Source organism: Spirochaetota bacterium, from assembly GCA_038043445.1.
Lineage (GTDB): Bacteria > Spirochaetota > Brachyspiria > Brachyspirales > JACRPF01 > JBBTBY01.
In genome coordinates this window covers 69,539-87,644 of sequence record JBBTBY010000007.1, presented here as the reverse complement: position 1 = coordinate 87,644, position 18,106 = coordinate 69,539, and the positions used below count along the sequence as shown (strand labels likewise).

Genomic DNA, 18,106 nt, shown 5'->3' with positions numbered 1-18,106 from the left:
GGTGATACCATGATACGTTCCCTATTCGTCCGCATTTTCATCGTTTCTGCCGTTCTGCTCGCACCCCTTGTCCCCTGCGCCTGGGTGGATGACGGCGAGCTTCCCGAACAGATGAATTCCTTCTTCGATCAATCCATCGTCGGCGACCCCCTGTTCAGGAACTTCTATCCGAATTCCGTCGACGCGATATCCTACTTCACCGACCCGCCGCGCATCCGTGATGATGCGACTTTCTCCGACTGGAAGACTTACTTCAAGTCAGCATATAGATCCTCGCCGCAGCTCGCCGACATCATGGCCGCGGTCACGAACTACTCGATCTTCACGCGCATTGCGAAGGCCGATGATGCGATGAGCGAGTACATCTCGTATATGAACGAAGTGAATAAGACGCTTACTTCGTATCAGGAACGGCGCATGCAGTCATGGCAGCCGTTCACAATGGAGGAAAAGAGCAAGTATACCTCCCTGTTCAAGGACTTCGCATCGCGTGCCGTTGCATCGGCTTCATCCGTTAAGAATGAATTCCTTGCGCTTCGCTACGGTTTTCAGGCGGTGCGCTTCGCCGTTCTTTCCGAACAGTATGACGATGCGATACAATATTACACCGATCTTGTCGCGAAACGTCGCGGCAATACCCTCATCGGATATCAAGCGCTCGGTTACAAGGCACGGGCGCTCTACAAGAAGGGCGACCGCGTCGGCGCGCTCACCCACTATCTCGAGATATTCGATCAATGTCCGCCGCTCATGGCGCAGACACTGCAGTCGATGTACCTTATGACCACGAAGATCGAATTCGATGCGTATGGTTCCAAGGAGCCGAGCAAGCACAAGCAGACAACGGCCGCATTCGTCTGGTCATTCCTGCAGAAGCGCGACTATTCGCGCGAAACACTCGCTTCCGTGCTCGATACCAATCCAAGCGGGAGCAAACCCGAGATAGTCCTCGTCCGCATGATACAGACGATCGAGCATGAGATGTGGGGCCTCGACCGGCATCAATTCACCGGCGGCGGGACACCAAAAAGCGATTATGATGCGCTCATCGCCCTGTGCTCGGAGGCAGGTGCACGTACGGATATTCGTCAGGGCGCGCTCTGGTATGCCGCAGCGTCATATCTATCCCTCCTCGCAGGGAAATTGAACGATGCGGAAAAGCATCTCACACAGGCATCATCGGTAAAAAAGCCGTCAGCCGCTGTTGCGGACCAGATGCACTGCGTGGGCACCATGCTCGCGCTCGCGAAAAATCAGCGGACGTTCGCCGCGGATGCCCAAAAAAGACTTCTGGACGATATTCGCTGGGCAGAGCGGATGTCCGGCAGCAACCCCCGCATCCGCGACTCGCTCATTACACTCACGGCACAACGCTTTCTCGCTGCGAACGATATCGCGCGCGCAGCGGCGGCATTTTCCATAGTATCAGGGACGACAGCAGCGTATCTCATCGACTGCGTCTCCGAGGATGCCGATCTCTTCGTGCTCGAAGGGCTTCTCGCGAAACGCCCGACCGGCGCTACACTTGACAGTTTCATTTTCTCGAAGACCCCTCTCTCTGCGGACGATATCATCTGTGCACGCGGCATGAAATCGCTTCGCAAAGAGGACCTTACGCAAGCGCTTAGGCATTTTGAACGTCTTTCATCGTCATTTAATAAAAAAACGCCGGTGCAGTATTCACTCGATTCCCCGCCGATAAAGAACAACGCCACGCATATCCCCTCGCACGACAGATACATCGCGGCATGCGCCATAAAAAAAACGACGTTCACCGAACTGGTGAAGACACTGCAGTACGTTCAATCCCTCTCCGAGGGAGGCAAAGGAAAGCTCTTCGCCCCGGTGCAGCTAAAGGGCGATCCGACGCTCGCACTCGGCAATATCTGGTTCTCGCTCTTCCTCAATGCTGATGTCGGAACATACGCAGGCACCGCATCACGGCCGGAGCTGGGCGTACAGTACGACGGATTCACACCGTCATCCCCCTCGCGTTTCTACGCAAAGATACATGAACAATTCCCCCTCGGCATACCCGCCGTGACCGAGCGCATGAAACGTTCGCTGGACACCTACGAGAAGGAGATCGATAATTTCAAGAAAGCGTCTCGCTATTATGCAAAAGCAATGGGTTCGAAGGATGCTGAATCGGCAGCACGGGCATGCGCGAACGTCATCATTGCGCACGGGCTCTATCTCCACTCCGATACGAAGCGTGATGCCGTATCGCGGGAGGACGCCGCCGTGATCGGCACGCTTAACACGAAATTCAAGACCACGAAATTCTATACGGATGTCATCAGGGAATGTCCGCATCTGGGGATGTACCGGTAGCGCATCAATTTTTTATACACTGGTCGTTTATTTTTTGAACGCCCGCCGACCGGTACGGCTGTATCTTTCATGCATACGCTTCGGAGGATACCGCTATGACAGACCGAGAACGCTTCATTGAAACGCTCACGTTCGGCACGCCCGACCGCATCCCGCTTACACCCGGCGGCGGGAGGAAATCAACACGGGAAAAGTGGCTTACCCAGGGCCTGCCTGCTGCCGTAACGGATACGACACGATATGCATACGAACTGGCAGGCGGTAAAGCGGAGTGGGGACACGCCGAGTATACCGCATTCCCGGTCACAGAGCGGATGATGCCGCAATTCGAAGAAAAAGTTCTCGAGGTAAAAGAGGATTCCCATATCGTTCAGGATTGGAAGGGAAATATCTGCGAGATAAGCAGGGAATTCGCCGTGGAATATCTGCGTAACCCCATCGACTTCGTCACGCGCCGATGGATTAAGTGTCCCGTTGAGAACCGTGCGGACTGGGAATCGATGAAAAAACGCTACGATGCGAACGATCCCGCGCGCTTGCCTCTCGATGCCGCGGCGCGTGCGGCGAAACTCGCACACCGCGAGCATTTCCTGCAGTTCGGGTTTTCCGGCCCGTTCTGGCAGCTTCGTGAATGGCTCGGATTCGAGAACCTCTGCGTCATGATGGCCGATGACGAGGACTTCGTGGATGAGATGCTTCACTTCTGGCAGGAATACATCGTATCGCTCATGGAACGCGCCTTCGCCCATGTGATCCCCGACAGCGTTCATATTTCCGAGGACATGGCGTACAAATCATATTCCATGATTTCGCCTGCGATGACAAAGCGATTCCTCATGCCGGTGTGGAAACGCTGGGGCGAGGTGATACGCGCACACGGCATACCTATTTACGCCTGCGACTCGGACGGGTTCATCGGTGAACTCATACCGCTTTGGATAGAAGCAGGGATAAACGCCTGCGATCCCATCGAAGTGGCCGCGGGAAATGACATCGTCGCTTTCAGGAAGCGATTCGGGAAGAACATGGCATACCGCGGCGGCGTGGACAAGCGTGCGATGGCGAAGGGCGGGGATGTGCTCAAAGCGGAGATAGACCGGATCACCCCGGTCATAAAGAGCGGCGGATTCATCCCCGGCTGCGATCACGGCGTGCCGTCGGACGTATCGTGGCAGAATTTCGTTCTGCACACAAAACTCCTGGCGGAAAGGACCGGATGGTTATGAAAGGAAATCGCGCACCATAGGCAGAAGCGATGTATACCGTTTCACCCGCTCACGATAGCATCGGCCAATTTCATTGTTCGGCAGGAATTCCTTTTCCATCGACACCGCGGCGGCAACCGCTTCTTTCGCCGATGCGAACACACCGCTCCCCATGCCGGCAAGAATAGCCGCACCGAGAGCGCTTGCTTCGGTGATACGCGGACGCACAAATGGAATACCGAGCACGTCCGCATGTATCTGCATCCATGCATCCGATCTGCTCCCCCCGCCGGTCGCCACCGCACGGGTGAGCTCCATGCCGGAATGCCGCATATCGTCAAGTACTTCGGCAAAATAATACGTTGATGATTCCATTATCGATCGTAATATCTCCCCGCGCGTCGTTGATGCACGCAATCCGATGATGGCCCCCTTCGCATCAGTAACAAAACCCGGAGCCCCCGACATCTCGAAATACGGCAGCGTGAACAGATCGGTCGGTGCTTGAGGAACTTCCTCGTTAAGCTTTTCATATATCGATGCCCCATAGCGCTCTGCGTCACCCGCCGCGAACGTATCACGGAACCATTTTACAAGAAGCCCCGCCTGATTGTAGATGAAGCTCACGTAAAGCCCGTCAACGACATGGTGCTCGATGTTGAGATTACGCTTACGCATGCTGTCCATGTCTTTCGGCATGGTGAATACCGGTGTTATACACTCATAGGTCCCCATGCCGCATGATATCGTGTTCGGCGTGATGGAACCTGCGCCGAGCGCATTGCAGCATTGATCATGACCGCCGGCGATTATAGTTACATTATCGTTCAATCCAAGTTCCCGCGCTATTCCTCTGTCGACGGTGCCTGCCGTTTCTCCGCCGGCAATTATTTTCCCAAAGCGATCACGTGCAATCCCCGAACGCGTGCAAAGTTCATCCGACCAATCGTTCTTCCGTATATCGAAAAGAAGCGTCCGATTCGCAAGCGAATTCGACGCATACGGCTCCGCACCGAGAAGAAAGCCGACAGCGTCCGCCCATAGCAGATAAAGATCGGCACGTTCATATTCCGCGCGTGCATGCTCCTTAAGCCACATGAGTTTCGGCAGCGTATAATTCGCTCCGATGATGTTCGGATTTATCTCATATCGTTCGCGCACACCCATGCATTCGCGTATCCGTTCAACATATTCGCCGCCGCGGCTGTCCGCTCCGAGGATGCTCCGTCCGACTATCCTTCTGTCGCGTGTTACCGGTACCACTGCTTCACCGAGCGAGCTCGTCGATATCGCCCGTATAGGATCATGCTGTGCTCTCGATGCCGCTTCCGCAATGCACTCCTTGATGATGATCCACACCGCCGGTGCGTCCAACTCAGCATATCCGGGCGATGGATGCACTGTTCTGTATTCACGATATCCGGTGAAAACAGATCCTCCGCTTTCACCGATGACCACGGCTTTGACGCCGGTAGTGCCGATGTCAATGCCAAGGAGGCTCATTATCGTCCGTCCAGCGTTGTTCTGTCGTACTTTAGATAGTTAGAGAACGCCTCTTCGACTGATGCACAAACCGTCCCAGCCGTCACGCTCACATGGTGACGATATCCTTTTCTGCCTATCGTAAAAAGAACGCGCTGCAAGTCCGGGATCTTTGCCACACCGCCGCAGCCGAAGAATTCCTTCGGTATGACATCACCGGTGAATTCACCTTCGCCAAGATAGTAGAGAAGCTTTCCATTCTCTGTTTTTGTACTGAGAAAAGTGAACGGTGTTTCGCGGATGCGTCCTATGTTCGGGCCGTAACCCTTCCCCGCGCCGAGCGCCTTTGCGAACATCGGATGATCGACGACCGTACCCTTGTCCGTCATGAGCTCGCGGGGAACGGGACCGCAGTGGAAGAGTATGCATCTCCCTTCGTCATCGCCGTAATTATTGTTCCAATCGAGGCAGCTTGCAGGCGTTGTGGACGCAAGCGTCAGCGCATGCATGGCCACCGCATTGCCGATGTCCACCTCGCAGGCCGTCGGTATGCCGCGATCGTTCATCTCGCCGATGAGGACGCAGGGGGCTATGCCCAGTTCCTTTTGCATTTCCATCCAGCATCGTATCGCCATGGCATCGAGATGATATTCCTTTTTCACGTCATCGAGCACGAGGCTCAATCGCGTGAACTGCTCAATGGCATGCGGCGGAACGGCGCTCATATTCGCATAGGAAAGAAGATGCGTTCGCCGCTCTTCGAATCGCTTGCTCCCCGTGTCCGCGCTTTTCATACGCAGGAATATATCGGAAAGGTCGAGCGCCTCGGTCGATATCCCGTATGTTTCCATCGCGCTTTCGTCCCAGCGCACGGTCTTGAACGCCGTCGTGCGCGCACCGATCGCGCCCACCGTCATACGCCTCATCCCGTTGACGACGCGGCACACGCCGTCGAATATGCGTATCTCGCGTGCGAATTCGTCGCTCAGCGGATGTACCGTATGCGGCATGAACGATGTGTACGGTATGCGGTACTGATAGAACATGTCCATGACGGAAAATTTCCCGCAGAACGCATCACGACGTGACTGAAAATCCATGTGCGCTATCTCGTCGGGGTAGGCGATGACAAGTATCGGAACGCGCGCATCGCGCACCGCTTCCACCGCGCCGCGCTCATCGCCGAAATTCGGCAGCACGATGATGACGCCGTCGAATTTTCCCCGATGCTCCTCAAGGAAACGTGCATAGGCACGGCCCTCATCAGCCGTTTCAACAGCACCGAAGCGCGTAGCAGTCGCATCCATCGTGATGCTGTCATGCCCGAGCCGTTTCAATGCCTGTTCGGTCTCGCTCCGCGCTGCAGCGATAAGCCTTTCAGGAAAGAATCCGCGATTGCCGAAATAGAGCGCGAAGCGTGATCGTGTATTCATGGTAATGCTCCTTCACACGTATTGACCGCATGCAGTTCCGTAAGTACGTCGCATGTCGCCTGATACACCGCATCATACGCGGCTTTTGCCGAGCGCTTGATCGCCGCTTCATACGGCTGTCGTATCGCGGTCGCGATATTTATTTTCGCAATACCGTTCGCTATCCCTTTATCAATATCATCCCTGGATATGCCGCTCCCGCCGTGGAGCACGAGCGGTATCCCCGTCGCATCCCGCAGCAGCGCGAGACGTTCGTGGGAAAGCCGCGCTGCTATCTTCTTCTGGTCTCTTGTCGCATCAGAGATGGCTCCGTGCACATTGCCCACTGCCACCGAGAGCCAGTCGACATTGGTCTCTGCTGCGAACCGCTTCGCCTCTGCCGGATCGGTGAATCCCCTGCCGCTCGCAAAAAGCGCGTCATAATCGGGGGCGGGACCCTTCTCGTGACCGAACACGGCCCCGAGCTCCGCCTCGACGGGAATGCCATGTGCGTGAGCGAGTGTGACGATATTTTTTGTCGCGCGTATATTCTCATCGAAGGAAAGCCGCGATCCGTCCACCATGACGGAATCGTAACCGAGTGCAAGCGCTTCGGATATCACCGCCTCATAGTCCACGCGCATACCGTCCTCATCGATGACCGGGATGTGATCAAGGTGAAGCCGCGTTGTGTTCCTGTCGGCAATGCGGTCATATTCGCGTTTGATCTCGCGCATGCCGTGTGCCTTGAATTTCATCCACTCAAGCCGCGCCACGGTGATGAATGCACATGCCTTTGAGTCTCGTACGGCAGCCGCAACTGCTTCCATCATCGGCAGATACGGTATATTGAACGCCGGTATCGCCGTATGCGTCGCATAGGCTTTATCAATGATTTTTTTTGCGCTGGTCATCACATCCTCCGCTTTTTTCTACACTGATACCATAGCCATAAGCGTGCTTTCAGTGAATGTACGCTTCTGCAAATACATGTATATACAGGCAGTTATACCAGCTTGATTTTACCTGTGATTTGATTATACTTTCTCCCATGGTCAGGTACTTCATCGAATCGCAGCAGATGAACGATCTCCTTTCGCTCCTGCACCGTCTCTTCGATATACGCATAACGTTCTTCGACATGGCGGACGGCGAGGTCGGTTATTTCGATATCAAAGGAATGTCGAAATACTGCAGCTTCATTCGGCGCGACACAGCGATGAACGCGCGATGCATCGCCTGCGATAAGCGGAACCTTCTCATCGCACAAAGAACGAAGGATATCCATATCTATCATTGTCATCGCGGGCTCGCAGAAGGGATAATACCGCTTTCCGATACGCGGGGTGTGTATCTCGGCGCCATTGTGTTCGGACAGGTGCGCATCAGGGGATCACGCTCGCCGAGCTTCGGCGACGCATACGAACGCCGGTATTATCGCATGCTCCCGTCACTCAGCCGGGAACGTCTCGCCGATATCGCCCGCATGCTCAAGTATGTGAGCGAGCACATCATCGTCCGTGAGCTCGTGCGTCACAAGGCACGGCAATGGATGGAAACGCTGTTGTCGTATATCGATGCGAACGGATCTCGTCGTATCGGCATTGCCGATATGGCGAAGGCGGTCGACCGCTCGCCGTCTTTCATCTCCCACTATTTCGTGAAGGAATTCGGCGTTACCGCCCGTGCGTATATCATGGACAGGAAATTGCGGCGCGCAGCCGAACAGATACTCGCCGGAAAACGATCTGCTGAAACGGCGCGGCAATTCGGGTTCTACGATGAATTCCATTTCTCAAAGGCGTTCAAGAAGAAATTCGGCGTATCTCCCCGGGCATATGCGGCGGAGAAGCGATCTCCTCTAAAAGATACGGTCAAAGTCGGAGATACGTGAAGCCATTGCCTTTGCGGGCGGGAACCATGTCGGCAGCTGGAAGATACGCCCCTTGTTCGAAGCGTTCTCCGGATGCAGATACAGCTCGCGTATCTCTCTGGCGATGGGAAGATCGAGGTCGATGAGTTCCTTCCCGGAAAAATATCGGTCGGCGACACCGAACTTTTCGTACTGTTCATGCAACTTCGCTTCACATCCGCCTATGATGTCCGAGTATGCCGCGTCATACTCGAAATGTTCGCACTCGGAAGCATCTTTCCTGTAATTGACGAGTGTCCGCCTGCCGTCCGCCGTCGAGAACATATATTTCCACTCATCGGTAATGACGGCATGAAGACTCCCGTTCTTCGGTCCGAAATCCAGTACACCGAAGAGCGTATCGCGCACCTTTGCGCCATCGTTCATCGCACGCGACAGATCGATACCGTCGGTGTGACAGTCATGCCCGATACCCGCGAGCGACAGGAGCGTGGGCATGATATCGGTATGCCCCGCGAGCGTGCCGTTGCGAACACCGGCAGCGATATGCCCCGGGCGCGAAAAGATATACGGTATGCGCGCGGGACCTTCGAACCATGATCGCTTTCCGAAGCAGCCGTGATCTCCCAGCGACTCACCGTGATCTGAAACAAAGAATATTATCGTATCTTCCCGCATGCCGTTCTTCGCAATCGCGTCAATGATCCTCCCTATCATGTCGTCGACGAATTTCACCGTGCCGTGATAGAACGCACGCATCGTCTTGAGGAAGTACGGGTCCTGGATGTTGCACTTATACAGGTTCTGCCGTATCTGCCAGTAATTATAGTGCTCCGCATTATCATACTTTCCCATGACGGGCGGCTGCATCTCATTGGGCGCATATTTGTACTGATACGGCGTCGGCGCGTCGAACGGCGGATGCGGCTGAATGAACGAGGTAAAGAGGAAGAACGGCTCATTCGATCTCGCCTTCTCATCGATATATTTTATCGATTCATCGGCTATCCAATGCGTCGAATGATGTTCCTTCGGCAGCTGTGACACCTGCGGGATGTAATACATATGACTGCGCATGCCGTTCACTTCGGGTACATGCTCGACATATCCCAGACGCTTGAGATATTCCATATGCTCATCATTGCCGTCGGCCTTCGCGCCTTCTTCGGAGAGTTTCATACCATGAAAACCGAAATGTTCGCGTGTGGGCTTAAAGTGCATCTTGCCTATCGCCTGCGTGTGATACCCGTTCTCACGGAGCACCTTCATGAGCGTCGGCGTTTGGGGATCGAGCGTCCCCACTGCGTTCGAGAGCACGCCGGTGCGCAGTGCGCTCAAACCGGAAATGACCTCATGCCGCGCAGGCACACACTCGGGGCAATTGGCGTATGCCCGTTCGAAGGTAACGCCGCTCGCAGCGAGCGCATCGAGACCGGGTGTATGCACGCTCGAATTGCCGTTCGCACGAATTGAATCGTATCGCTGCTGATCGGTCATTATAATGACGATGTTGGGCTTTCGTGCCATGGTCGTGTATCCTTTTCGGGTATGGTCAATACTACTGCCTGCCGCGGTTTTGGTAAAGCGCATGGATTATGAATTTGCGCCCTTTCATTTGGAACGAAATGTCTCTCTACGGCGCGTTCATCCTGAGCTTCTTGAAATCCCGAGGTGAGACCGACTCATATTTCTTGAATATCTTGCTGAAGAATTTCTCATCGTTAAAGCCGGTGTTCTTTGCCACCTCTTTTACCGGCAGGTCCTGATTGAGCATTTCCTTCGCACAGCGGATACGGTACTGGAGCAGGTATTGCATGGGGGCGACACCGACCGCAGTGCGGAACAGCCGGACAAAATAGTACTTGTTCACGCCGACAATACCCGCAAGACGTTCGAGCGAAAGCGATGCGGCATAATTATCATGGATGGCATTGACCGCTTTGAGAACGCGCGCGTCATTGATGAATGAAAACCCGGCGGTCGGAGCACATGAGACAAGGAGCTCCTTCACGAGCGCCGATAAGGAATCGACGGATGCCGAACCGGAACCGACGAGTTTTTCGAGCACTTGTATCAGGTGAAAGGCTATGGACCCGTTCTGTATCGGGAATTCAATGTACTCGTTCGTGATATCCGGATCGAGCGTGATGTGGAACCACAGACAGTGTATCCTGTCGCGCGTGTCATGGAACAGGTGATACGGCTTGTTCGACGGGAAGAGATACAGATGCCCGTGCTTGAGCCCCATCGCTTTCGTCGTCTCGCTCTCATAGAACGCCGTTCCGCCGTATATGTATTTCATGCGATGGAACAGACAGCTTGCCGTCTCGCGCACTTCCCACGTCTCCCCGCAGGTCAACAACCCCGTCTGACGCGGAATGACGCGGACAATGCTCGATGCAATGTTCATCGAGAATGCCGCATCACGGATAGGAGCCGATGAAGGTAAGCCCTTCGGTCTCCGGCAGCCCCATCATGATGTTCATGTTCTGTACGGCGCTCCCCGCCTGCCCCTTGAGCAGATTGTCTATGTGCGACAGGATGATGAGCGTGTTCGTCCGCCGATCGACATTGACCCATACGGCGCAGCGATTGCTCCCGCGCACAGAACGGTTGCCGACCGATTCTTTTTCGCCGTACACGGTCACGAACGGCTCGTTCGCATAGAATGATTTAAATACATCAAGCGCCTTCTCATACGTCACGCCTTCGTTCAGCCGCGCATATACGCTCGTCATGATGCCCCGGACGACGGGGAATACCTGCGCGGTGAATGTTACCGTAATGTCGCTCCCTGCTGCCGCAGAAAGTTCCCGTTCAACTTCCATCACGTGCTGATGCTTACCTATTTTATAGGCATTCATTTCCTCATACCGATGCGGATAATGATAGATAGGGTTCACTTTCTTGCCCGCGCCGGACACACCGCTTTTCGCGTCAAAGATCATCGTCTTCGTGTCGATGATGCCGCTTTTTACCGCAGGGGCTGCACCGAGTATCGCGCTCACCGCGAAACACCCGGGGTTGCCGACAATAGCGGCGTTCTTTATCTCATCGCGATGCAGTTCGGCAAGGCCGTATACGCTCGATGCGAGAAGATCTTCCGCCGCATGCGTTGTTTCTTTCCCGATGCGCGCCGCATACTGCGCGTATAATGCCGGTGTATTGAACCGGAAATCACCGCTGTAATCGATGATACGCGAGCCGGCCTTTACATACGTACGCGCTTCCTTCATCCCGACGCCGTCCGGTGTCGCGAAAAAAACGACATCTGCTTTTATCGGCGCATCGGCCGGCTGTATCACTTTGTCGCACACACCGGTAAGATGCGGATATACCTCATCGATGCGTTTTCCCACATCGGCGACCGCATGGAGCGATGTTATTGTCACGTTCGGATGCCGTACGAGTATCTCAATGGCGCCGACGCCGCCGTACCCGGTGGCACCGATAATAGCCGCTGTTATCGATCTCTTCATAGCTGTCCTTGTCGATGAATGCACGAATTATACCGACCGCTGATAAAAATGCAATCGTCGTCGCCATTTGACAATATCACCATGGTTTATTACAATTTCACCGAACGAACCACGGGATGGATCATCTATGAAGCACATGCTTATTCTCGGCGCAGGCACCGGCGGCACCATCATGGCCAACCTGCTCGCGAAACATCTGCCACCCGCCGCTTGGGACTTGACCGTGATCGACGGCGACATGGATCATTACTATCAGCCTGGTTTTCTCTTCGTCCCCTTCGGCATGTACACGAAAGAACAGGTGCGCCGCCCAAAAGCGGATTATCTTCCCCGCCGCGCGCAATTCATCGCAGAGAACGCGGTATTCATCGATGCAAAGGCTCAGCAGATAACCCTCGCCGGGGGACAGACGCTGCCCTATGATGTCCTTGTCATTGCAAGCGGATGCACGATAGCAATGGATGAAACACCCGGCATGCTCGATGGCTACGGTAAAACCATCTTCGATTTCTATACGTATGAGGGCGCCCTTTCTCTTGCATCGGTGCTCCCTTCATTCACCGGCGGCAGCATCGTCATGCATGTGAATGAAATGCCGATAAAGTGCCCCATAGCCCCACTGGAATTCATCTTTCTCGCTGACTGGTATTTTTCCAGGAAGAAGATACGCAACGATGTGCGCATCACCTTCGTTACGCCCCTGTCGGGCGCCTTTACAAAGCCGATCGCAGCAAAAATGCTTGGTTCGCTCATCGAAAAGAAACATATCGATATCGTCGCGGATTTCGGTACGGAGCGTATCGATGCCGATGCGAAAAAGCTCATCGGCTATAACGGCCGTGAAATACCGTATGACATGCTCGTCACCGTTCCCACGAACAAAGGGAGCGAAGTGATCGAGCGCTCGGGGCTCGGCGATGATCTTCGTTTCGTCCCGACCGACAATAACACGCTCGTATCGAAGCAGTTCCCGAATGTTTTCGTCATTGGGGATGCGACCAATGTACCGGCATCGAAAGCGGGTTCGGTCGTTCATTTCGAGGCGGAAACCGTGCTCGAGAACATCCTGCATTTCATAACCGGTGTCCCTTTGGCACCGTCGTTCGACGGACACGCGAATTGCTTCATCGAAACGGGATACGGCAAGGGTATCCTTATCGATTTCAATTATGAGCAGGAACCGGTACCGGGCCTTTTCCCGCTGCCGATAGGTCCGCTCACGCTCCTTTCGGAAAGTCCGCTCAATCATTTCGGCAAGCTCGCGTTCGAATGGATATACTGGAATATGCTGCTGAAAGGCATTCCGATACCGTTCATACCGAGAAGAATGAGCCGGGCGGGAAAACAATTTCCGGCCGTGCAGAAATAAGGAGGCTTGTATGGCGACAAAATCTATCGGCGGACGCACGGTCAATGTCGATGAAGAAGGTTTCATGACCGATCCGGCGGAATGGAGCAAAGAGGTAGGGGAAGCGATAGCAAAGGAAGAAGGCATCGCACTCACGGACAGGCATTGGAACGTGATCACGTTCATGCAGGCGGAAACGAAAAAGAACGGAGAACCTCCCACGATACGTGCCATGAATAAAAGCGGTGTTGTTACGACAAAAGAACTGTATGAATTGTTCCCGGGCGGACCGGCGAAAAAGGCGGCAAAGATAGCCGGGCTTAAAAAACCGGCCGGCTGTGTCTGATCATTCGTCCCGAATATCCGATCAAGGAGTGAATTATGGCTGAAGGAAAGATCAAAAAGGTCTCGATAGTCGTTTCAAAAGGCTCGATAGAGGGTGTGTACCCGGGACTTATCATGGCGAACGGCGCCCGTATGGAAGGGATAGAAGCGAATTTGTTCTTCACCTTTTTCGGACTTGACGCCATTGTGAAAGCGCGCATGGGTCGTATCGCCGTATCCACCGTGGGAAATCCCGGTATGTATTTTCCGCCGAAGGGCGGTATCCGCGTACCGACACTGATGGGAATGCTCCCCGGCATGCAGGCGTTCGCAACGTGGTTCTTCCGGAAAAAAATGGACAAGCTCGATATACCCCCCGTGCCGGAATTCGTCGAAATGTGCCATGATGCCGGCGTCCGCTTCTACGCCTGCAAAGCGACGGTCGATATGTTCGGTTATAAGAAAGAGGATTTCTGCCCGCAGGTCGAGGCGATCATCAATGTCGGTACGTTCTATGAAAAAGCTGCCGGCGGCGAGATAATCTTCACCTGATACCTTTTTTATCCATCCCGGCCGACGGACGTTTCGATCGTCCGCTCGGGGACAATGTCAATGCCGCGTTCATGAGTCGTTCATGTACCGCTGTTATCCTCTGCTCATTTGACGTGATCGTTCTCACGCTGATACTGAATTCTATCTCCGAAGCAAGTACTACCGAAACAGATGAACCGGCAAGTTCGGCGAAGCGATTTGAAAGGCTTTCTACCGTTTGGTTCGTGATGGTGAATTGACGTAAAAAATCCGCGATATCATCCCTTTGTATCGTATCGTCCCAGATAAGAAATGGGAAATTATCATACTCGTTCACCCGTTCCGCCTGATAGATCAGTACATCACAGTCATTGCTCTGCATCGTCCTTTTGAGGACTCGATTCTTCACTGCAAGGTGCGCGAGCCCTTTCGTCGGGTATGCTCCTCCTCGCGGCACAATGGCCCTTCGCACGTTTTCCCACTCGCTCGGTGCGAGGAATTCGCATATGGCATTGCTGAACCGGGAATATACCGCCGCGTTCGTGGGCGAAGAACGTGCAAGTGCTGCGTAGAATTCCGGCAGTTGAAAATAGCGTTCACCGATGTTCTGGACATCATTTGTCTGTGCGTACGCAGAAAAGCACAGAAGGCATAGGATACGGAAGGACTTTATCATTGCGACCATACTATCGCAGCAGGGAAAAAAGTACAGAGATATCAATTACGGGAACGGTGACTTATTGCTCGAATGTCCCGTCATCCTTGCCGTACGCGCTAATGACGGATTCCTGTATCGTATTTCGGAACGTCGTGGTCAATGGATGAACGACATCCTTATACTCGCCGTTCCCGACACGGCGGCTCGGCATAGCGACGAAAATGCCGCGCGTCCCTTCGATGATCTTTACATTGTGGATGACGAATACATCGTCGAACGTCACTGAGGCATACGCCTTCAGTCGGCCCTCACCATCGACCTTTTTGATGCGAACTTCGGTGACCTGCATGTGCGCCCCCTGTGAGCAGAGTATCACGCAAGCGGCGCGAGGAACACATCAATGTTCGCACATCCGTCCGTCAATGCGTGATGAACAAGGGTTGCCTTCCGGCGAGTGTCGAACAGGAAAAAGAACGCTGAACCCGAACCGCTCAGATGTGCCTCAGCGGATGCCGTCCGCTCCATGGCCTTCTTCGCTCGCGCAAGCTCATCGTTCCCTTTAAGGAGAACTTCTTGGAATATATTATAGCACATTTTATCGATTTTGTCCACCGGGCCGTTCAACGATGCTTGAAATGCAGCCATGTTCCCTCGGTTAAAATCAGCCGGGGACATCATTTGGTATGCATCCTTTGTGGCGATCGCGATGCGTGGATACGCTATCACCGCATACCCGGAAAGTCTGTTCGGATACGGCGTCAGAACCTCGCCGATACCGCTTCCCCAGGCAAAACCGCCGTTGATGAAGAACGGTACATCGGCGCCGAAACGCACGGCGATAGCGGACATCGTAGCGGCATCGAGACCGAGAGTGCCGATGCGATCCAACGCCATGATGATATGCGCGGCATCGGATGATCCGCCGCCGAGCCCGGCACCGACCGGTACGTTCTTCTCCAGATCGATAGCGAGCGGGCGGTCAAAGTCGTACTCCTCTGAAAAAAACCGATATACCTTCATGATCAGGTTGTTCTCGGGGTCCCCGGTCAATGCGGCGTAACGCCCTGAAACGGAAAGCGTCGTTCTTTCAGCATCCTTCAGTGATATGCGGTCGCATAGCCCGATAGTATGGAAAGCGGTTTCTATGGCATGATACCCATCGGGGCGCTTCTCAATTATGTCAAGAAAGAGATTTATCTTGCAGGGTGCTTCAATGCTGATCTTCATCCGTATTCCTGAGCGAGGAGGGGAGCACGGCCCCGTACCGCATCCGTACATACCGGTAGTCAAAAAGGCGCTTTGTGTGATCGCTCTCGCTCCAGGTCACTACGAACGGTATCATCGCATAGCGGCGTGTCTCGTCGCGGTCGCGTACGGGTATCATGAACGGTATCGATATGGTCTGTCCCGCCGTGAGCGACGATATCGTTCTGTTCGACACGGAGCGTACCGCAGGCGTTGGCACAACGGAAACCGTGAACGGCCCGATCGTGCTGCCCGTGACGTTCATGATCTCAAGCGACGCACTCACCTTGTAATCGCTCGATCGCTCGCGGTCGAAGTGTATCTCCGTCGTAATAGGAACCAATTTGTACGCCGCCTTCAGATCACTGAACGCCATTCCGCCGGCGACTATCCATTCCATCGCGGGGAATTCGCCGGTGCGCCCGAAATTCGCCCGCCAAATGTCATGGAAGAACACACCGCGGGGGTGCCCTTCCTTGAGCAGATCATACACGGCATAATGCATGCGCCGCGTGTATTCCTCCACTGGGTTCAATTCATCCGAACGGAGCAGCGGCGTATCGACCGTGTTCCCCACGACAATATTGATATCATTACCGCTGATATAGCTGCCCCACTGCCCGCCGAGATAATCATAGTCGCGAGCCTCGGGAATTTCATAGAGCATGATGAAATTATAATCGGCACCGCCGTCAAGGAACATCAGCGGGTCCTGACCATGCTCGATGCCGTGCGCCCAGCCGAGATTGAACACCCAGAGGTCTTTGTTCACCCGCGCGTCCTGTCTCACACGCTTCACGATCTGTGCTTCCTTCTGCGCTTTATAGTACCGCCATGCGTGCATGTATTCATCACGCCGTTTTCTGAGCAGCCAGAGCATTTTCTGGTCTTTCGTCCAGGAATCGTATCCTTCGGGTTTCTCTATCCACATCTCGTTCACAAAATCATCAACGAGCTCAAGCCCGCCAGGCGGCAGCGCGCGTATATAATCAAGGCCGATCGCATCGACATTGGGGTCCCGATTAAGCATCGCAGTGAGCGCAGTCATATCGCGGATACGCTTGTCATCGATGAGCGAACAATGCCAATCCGCCGTGAATTCGCCCGCATCATTCTCATATTTCAGCGAGGGGCTGTATCCGAGCCGGAAAAAATCCTTGTTCCTCGCACGCGCACGATCGAGCCAATTGGGGATATCATTACCGGGAAATTGAATGAAGAACGAATGCAGCCATGCGCCGAATTGCATGTTCTCCCGTTTGACCTCACCTGCGAGTGTCGTGAGGTAATTAAGCTTCTCCTTGTTCCATACGTTCGTCGCCGACAGGAACGGCGAGGTACCTGTCGTCTCCCCGACATTCGCCGCGAAAACATCAGCACCCATGAATTTCGCGACCGTAACGAGATTGCGCCAATCCCCTTCGGTGTTATCAATTCCGATATAATTGCTCTGCAGAAGAAGATGTCCGAGCGCTTCGAGCGTAACGAATGAGATGGGCGTGTTCGTATTCTTCGCTTTTGCTCCCTCGATGGAAAATACCGTATGCCGAAACTCTTCATTGCCGGCCTTTCGATACGACAACACGGCATCATAGTCCCCGAGTGCAGGGGCGAGTGGAGAGAACCATCGCGCCTCATATGCCTTTCTCCCCGGATCAAAGCGCATTTTTACAGCACGGCCATTGATCTTTGAAGTAATGATCTTTCGTCCCCGATATATTTTTACGACCGGTTCTTGTATCGGTGTTTCACTTGTTAGTGTAAAAAAGACCGTTTCATACCGTAGATACCTTTTTTTATCCGTCGTAAAGTCGCCTTTTTTCGCAATGTCACCTTTTTTTGACAAGGAGGCTTCATATTTACGGTATGTCGGGTCGACGAGCAGATATACTGAGCTGCCAACGAACGCAGCGGTAAAGACCAATATCGCAATTATTATGCCGAACGCTATTCGACGCATCGCATGTTACTTCCATTGTGCGATTCATGAAGCCCGTGCGATAATAGCGCATACCTGTTAAAATGCAAGACATTTTCTTGTTTATCAATCTGTTGATATCCTGTTCTTTCTGTGAAATTTCGTGTTTTTTTGAATTTGACTCTTACTGTTACACGGATTGGGTTGTTATTCCTTGCCTTCTTTCAACGACTTATACGTAAAGAAACAGGTAAATGTACCAGTATAATCCGGGCAAAACAACGATATCAACAAAAA

16 protein-coding genes are annotated in these 18,106 nt (G+C 53.7%); 6 read left to right on the top strand and 10 right to left on the bottom strand.

The window, feature by feature from the left end; all coding sequences use genetic code 11:
• The first annotated feature begins 9 nt into the window (after positions 1 to 9).
• A complete protein-coding gene (locus AABZ39_01235) occupies positions 10 to 2,334 on the top strand; it encodes a hypothetical protein (protein ID MEK6793369.1) in 2,325 nt (774 codons plus the stop codon).
• A gap of 95 nt (positions 2,335 to 2,429) precedes the next feature.
• A complete protein-coding gene (locus AABZ39_01230; GenBank protein ID MEK6793368.1) occupies positions 2,430 to 3,560 on the top strand; it encodes a uroporphyrinogen decarboxylase family protein in 1,131 nt (376 codons plus the stop codon).
• Here the strand turns inward: AABZ39_01230 and AABZ39_01225 are convergent.
• Genes AABZ39_01225 through AABZ39_01215 form a run of 3 tightly spaced genes read right to left on the bottom strand, consistent with a single transcriptional unit; the run spans position 3,555 to position 7,347 of the window.
• Entirely contained in the window at positions 3,555 to 5,042 is a 1,488-nt protein-coding gene (locus AABZ39_01225; GenBank protein ID MEK6793367.1) for an FGGY-family carbohydrate kinase, read from the bottom strand. The two genes, AABZ39_01230 and AABZ39_01225, sit on opposite strands and share 6 nt — an antisense overlap.
• Entirely contained in the window at positions 5,042 to 6,454 is a 1,413-nt protein-coding gene (locus tag AABZ39_01220) for a hypothetical protein (protein ID MEK6793366.1), read from the bottom strand. The genes AABZ39_01225 and AABZ39_01220 overlap by 1 nt, the downstream gene beginning before the upstream one ends.
• Entirely contained in the window at positions 6,451 to 7,347 is an 897-nt protein-coding gene (locus AABZ39_01215; GenBank protein MEK6793365.1) for a class II fructose-bisphosphate aldolase, read from the bottom strand. Before AABZ39_01215 ends, AABZ39_01220 begins: the two co-directional genes overlap by 4 nt.
• Positions 7,348 to 7,484: 137 nt before the next feature.
• On the opposite strand from AABZ39_01215, the gene AABZ39_01210 reads away from it, so the two are divergent.
• Positions 7,485 to 8,327: a PocR ligand-binding domain-containing protein gene (locus tag AABZ39_01210; GenBank protein MEK6793364.1), complete on the top strand. Its 843-nt coding sequence runs from the start codon at positions 7,485 to 7,487 to the stop codon at positions 8,325 to 8,327.
• On the opposite strand, the gene AABZ39_01205 is transcribed toward AABZ39_01210, so the two are convergent.
• The 3 genes from AABZ39_01205 to argC all read right to left on the bottom strand — a co-directional run bounded on the left by AABZ39_01205 (position 8,295) and on the right by argC (position 11,785).
• Complete coding sequence (locus AABZ39_01205) at positions 8,295 to 9,833, bottom strand: sulfatase-like hydrolase/transferase (protein ID MEK6793363.1); 1,539 nt, start codon at positions 9,831 to 9,833, stop codon at positions 8,295 to 8,297. The two genes, AABZ39_01210 and AABZ39_01205, sit on opposite strands and share 33 nt — an antisense overlap.
• 106 nt (positions 9,834 to 9,939) lie before the next feature.
• The gene (locus tag AABZ39_01200; GenBank protein MEK6793362.1) at positions 9,940 to 10,716 is read right to left on the bottom strand and encodes an AraC family transcriptional regulator; all 777 of its coding nucleotides are present in this window, start codon (positions 10,714 to 10,716) and stop codon (positions 9,940 to 9,942) included.
• A 13-nt stretch (positions 10,717 to 10,729) separates the two neighbouring features.
• Entirely contained in the window at positions 10,730 to 11,785 is a 1,056-nt protein-coding gene (gene argC / locus AABZ39_01195; GenBank protein ID MEK6793361.1) for an N-acetyl-gamma-glutamyl-phosphate reductase, read from the bottom strand.
• 127 nt (positions 11,786 to 11,912) lie between these two features.
• On the opposite strand from argC, the gene AABZ39_01190 reads away from it, so the two are divergent.
• The 3 genes from AABZ39_01190 to AABZ39_01180 are packed head-to-tail and all read left to right on the top strand — an operon-like array spanning position 11,913 to position 14,009.
• Positions 11,913 to 13,154, top strand: a complete 1,242-nt coding sequence (locus AABZ39_01190; GenBank protein MEK6793360.1) for an FAD/NAD(P)-binding oxidoreductase — start codon at positions 11,913 to 11,915, stop codon at positions 13,152 to 13,154.
• A gap of 10 nt (positions 13,155 to 13,164) precedes the next feature.
• On the top strand, positions 13,165 to 13,479 hold the full coding sequence (locus AABZ39_01185) for a TusE/DsrC/DsvC family sulfur relay protein (GenBank protein MEK6793359.1): 315 nt from the start codon (positions 13,165 to 13,167) through the stop codon (positions 13,477 to 13,479).
• A gap of 35 nt (positions 13,480 to 13,514) precedes the next feature.
• The gene (locus AABZ39_01180; protein ID MEK6793358.1) at positions 13,515 to 14,009 is read left to right on the top strand and encodes a DsrE/DsrF/DrsH-like family protein; all 495 of its coding nucleotides are present in this window, start codon (positions 13,515 to 13,517) and stop codon (positions 14,007 to 14,009) included.
• Here the strand turns inward: AABZ39_01180 and AABZ39_01175 are convergent.
• From AABZ39_01175 to AABZ39_01160, 4 genes are all read right to left on the bottom strand, one after another.
• Positions 14,002 to 14,664: a hypothetical protein gene (locus AABZ39_01175; GenBank protein ID MEK6793357.1), complete on the bottom strand. Its 663-nt coding sequence runs from the start codon at positions 14,662 to 14,664 to the stop codon at positions 14,002 to 14,004. The two genes, AABZ39_01180 and AABZ39_01175, sit on opposite strands and share 8 nt — an antisense overlap.
• 61 nt (positions 14,665 to 14,725) lie before the next feature.
• On the bottom strand, positions 14,726 to 14,995 hold the full coding sequence (spoVG, locus tag AABZ39_01170) for a septation regulator SpoVG (protein MEK6793356.1): 270 nt from the start codon (positions 14,993 to 14,995) through the stop codon (positions 14,726 to 14,728).
• A gap of 23 nt (positions 14,996 to 15,018) precedes the next feature.
• The gene (gene ispE, locus AABZ39_01165; protein MEK6793355.1) at positions 15,019 to 15,873 is read right to left on the bottom strand and encodes a 4-(cytidine 5'-diphospho)-2-C-methyl-D-erythritol kinase; all 855 of its coding nucleotides are present in this window, start codon (positions 15,871 to 15,873) and stop codon (positions 15,019 to 15,021) included.
• On the bottom strand, positions 15,857 to 17,557 hold the full coding sequence (locus AABZ39_01160; GenBank protein ID MEK6793354.1) for a hypothetical protein: 1,701 nt from the start codon (positions 17,555 to 17,557) through the stop codon (positions 15,857 to 15,859). Before AABZ39_01160 ends, ispE begins: the two co-directional genes overlap by 17 nt.
• Positions 17,558 to 18,106: the final 549 nt, after the last annotated feature.

Excerpts from the sequence above, each read along its gene's own strand:
- AABZ39_01185 (MEK6793359.1), top strand. The coding sequence starts at position 13,165 with ATGGCGACAAAATCTATCGGCGGACGCACGGTCAATGTCGATGAAGAA.
- AABZ39_01200 (MEK6793362.1), bottom strand. The coding sequence starts at position 10,716 with ATGAACATTGCATCGAGCATTGTCCGCGTCATTCCGCGTCAGACGGGG.
- AABZ39_01220 (MEK6793366.1), bottom strand. The coding sequence starts at position 6,454 with ATGAATACACGATCACGCTTCGCGCTCTATTTCGGCAATCGCGGATTC.
- spoVG (MEK6793356.1), bottom strand. The coding sequence starts at position 14,995 with ATGCAGGTCACCGAAGTTCGCATCAAAAAGGTCGATGGTGAGGGCCGA.
- AABZ39_01180 (MEK6793358.1), top strand. The coding sequence starts at position 13,515 with ATGGCTGAAGGAAAGATCAAAAAGGTCTCGATAGTCGTTTCAAAAGGC.
- AABZ39_01235 (MEK6793369.1), top strand. The coding sequence starts at position 10 with ATGATACGTTCCCTATTCGTCCGCATTTTCATCGTTTCTGCCGTTCTG.
- AABZ39_01215 (MEK6793365.1), bottom strand. The coding sequence starts at position 7,347 with ATGACCAGCGCAAAAAAAATCATTGATAAAGCCTATGCGACGCATACG.
- AABZ39_01225 (MEK6793367.1), bottom strand. The coding sequence starts at position 5,042 with ATGAGCCTCCTTGGCATTGACATCGGCACTACCGGCGTCAAAGCCGTG.
- AABZ39_01160 (MEK6793354.1), bottom strand. The coding sequence starts at position 17,557 with ATGCGCTTTGATCCGGGGAGAAAGGCATATGAGGCGCGATGGTTCTCT.
- AABZ39_01190 (MEK6793360.1), top strand. The coding sequence starts at position 11,913 with ATGAAGCACATGCTTATTCTCGGCGCAGGCACCGGCGGCACCATCATG.
- ispE (MEK6793355.1), bottom strand. The coding sequence starts at position 15,873 with ATGAAGATCAGCATTGAAGCACCCTGCAAGATAAATCTCTTTCTTGAC.
- AABZ39_01210 (MEK6793364.1), top strand. The coding sequence starts at position 7,485 with ATGGTCAGGTACTTCATCGAATCGCAGCAGATGAACGATCTCCTTTCG.
- argC (MEK6793361.1), bottom strand. The coding sequence starts at position 11,785 with ATGAAGAGATCGATAACAGCGGCTATTATCGGTGCCACCGGGTACGGC.
- AABZ39_01205 (MEK6793363.1), bottom strand. The coding sequence starts at position 9,833 with ATGGCACGAAAGCCCAACATCGTCATTATAATGACCGATCAGCAGCGA.
- AABZ39_01230 (MEK6793368.1), top strand. The coding sequence starts at position 2,430 with ATGACAGACCGAGAACGCTTCATTGAAACGCTCACGTTCGGCACGCCC.
- AABZ39_01175 (MEK6793357.1), bottom strand. The coding sequence starts at position 14,664 with ATGATAAAGTCCTTCCGTATCCTATGCCTTCTGTGCTTTTCTGCGTAC.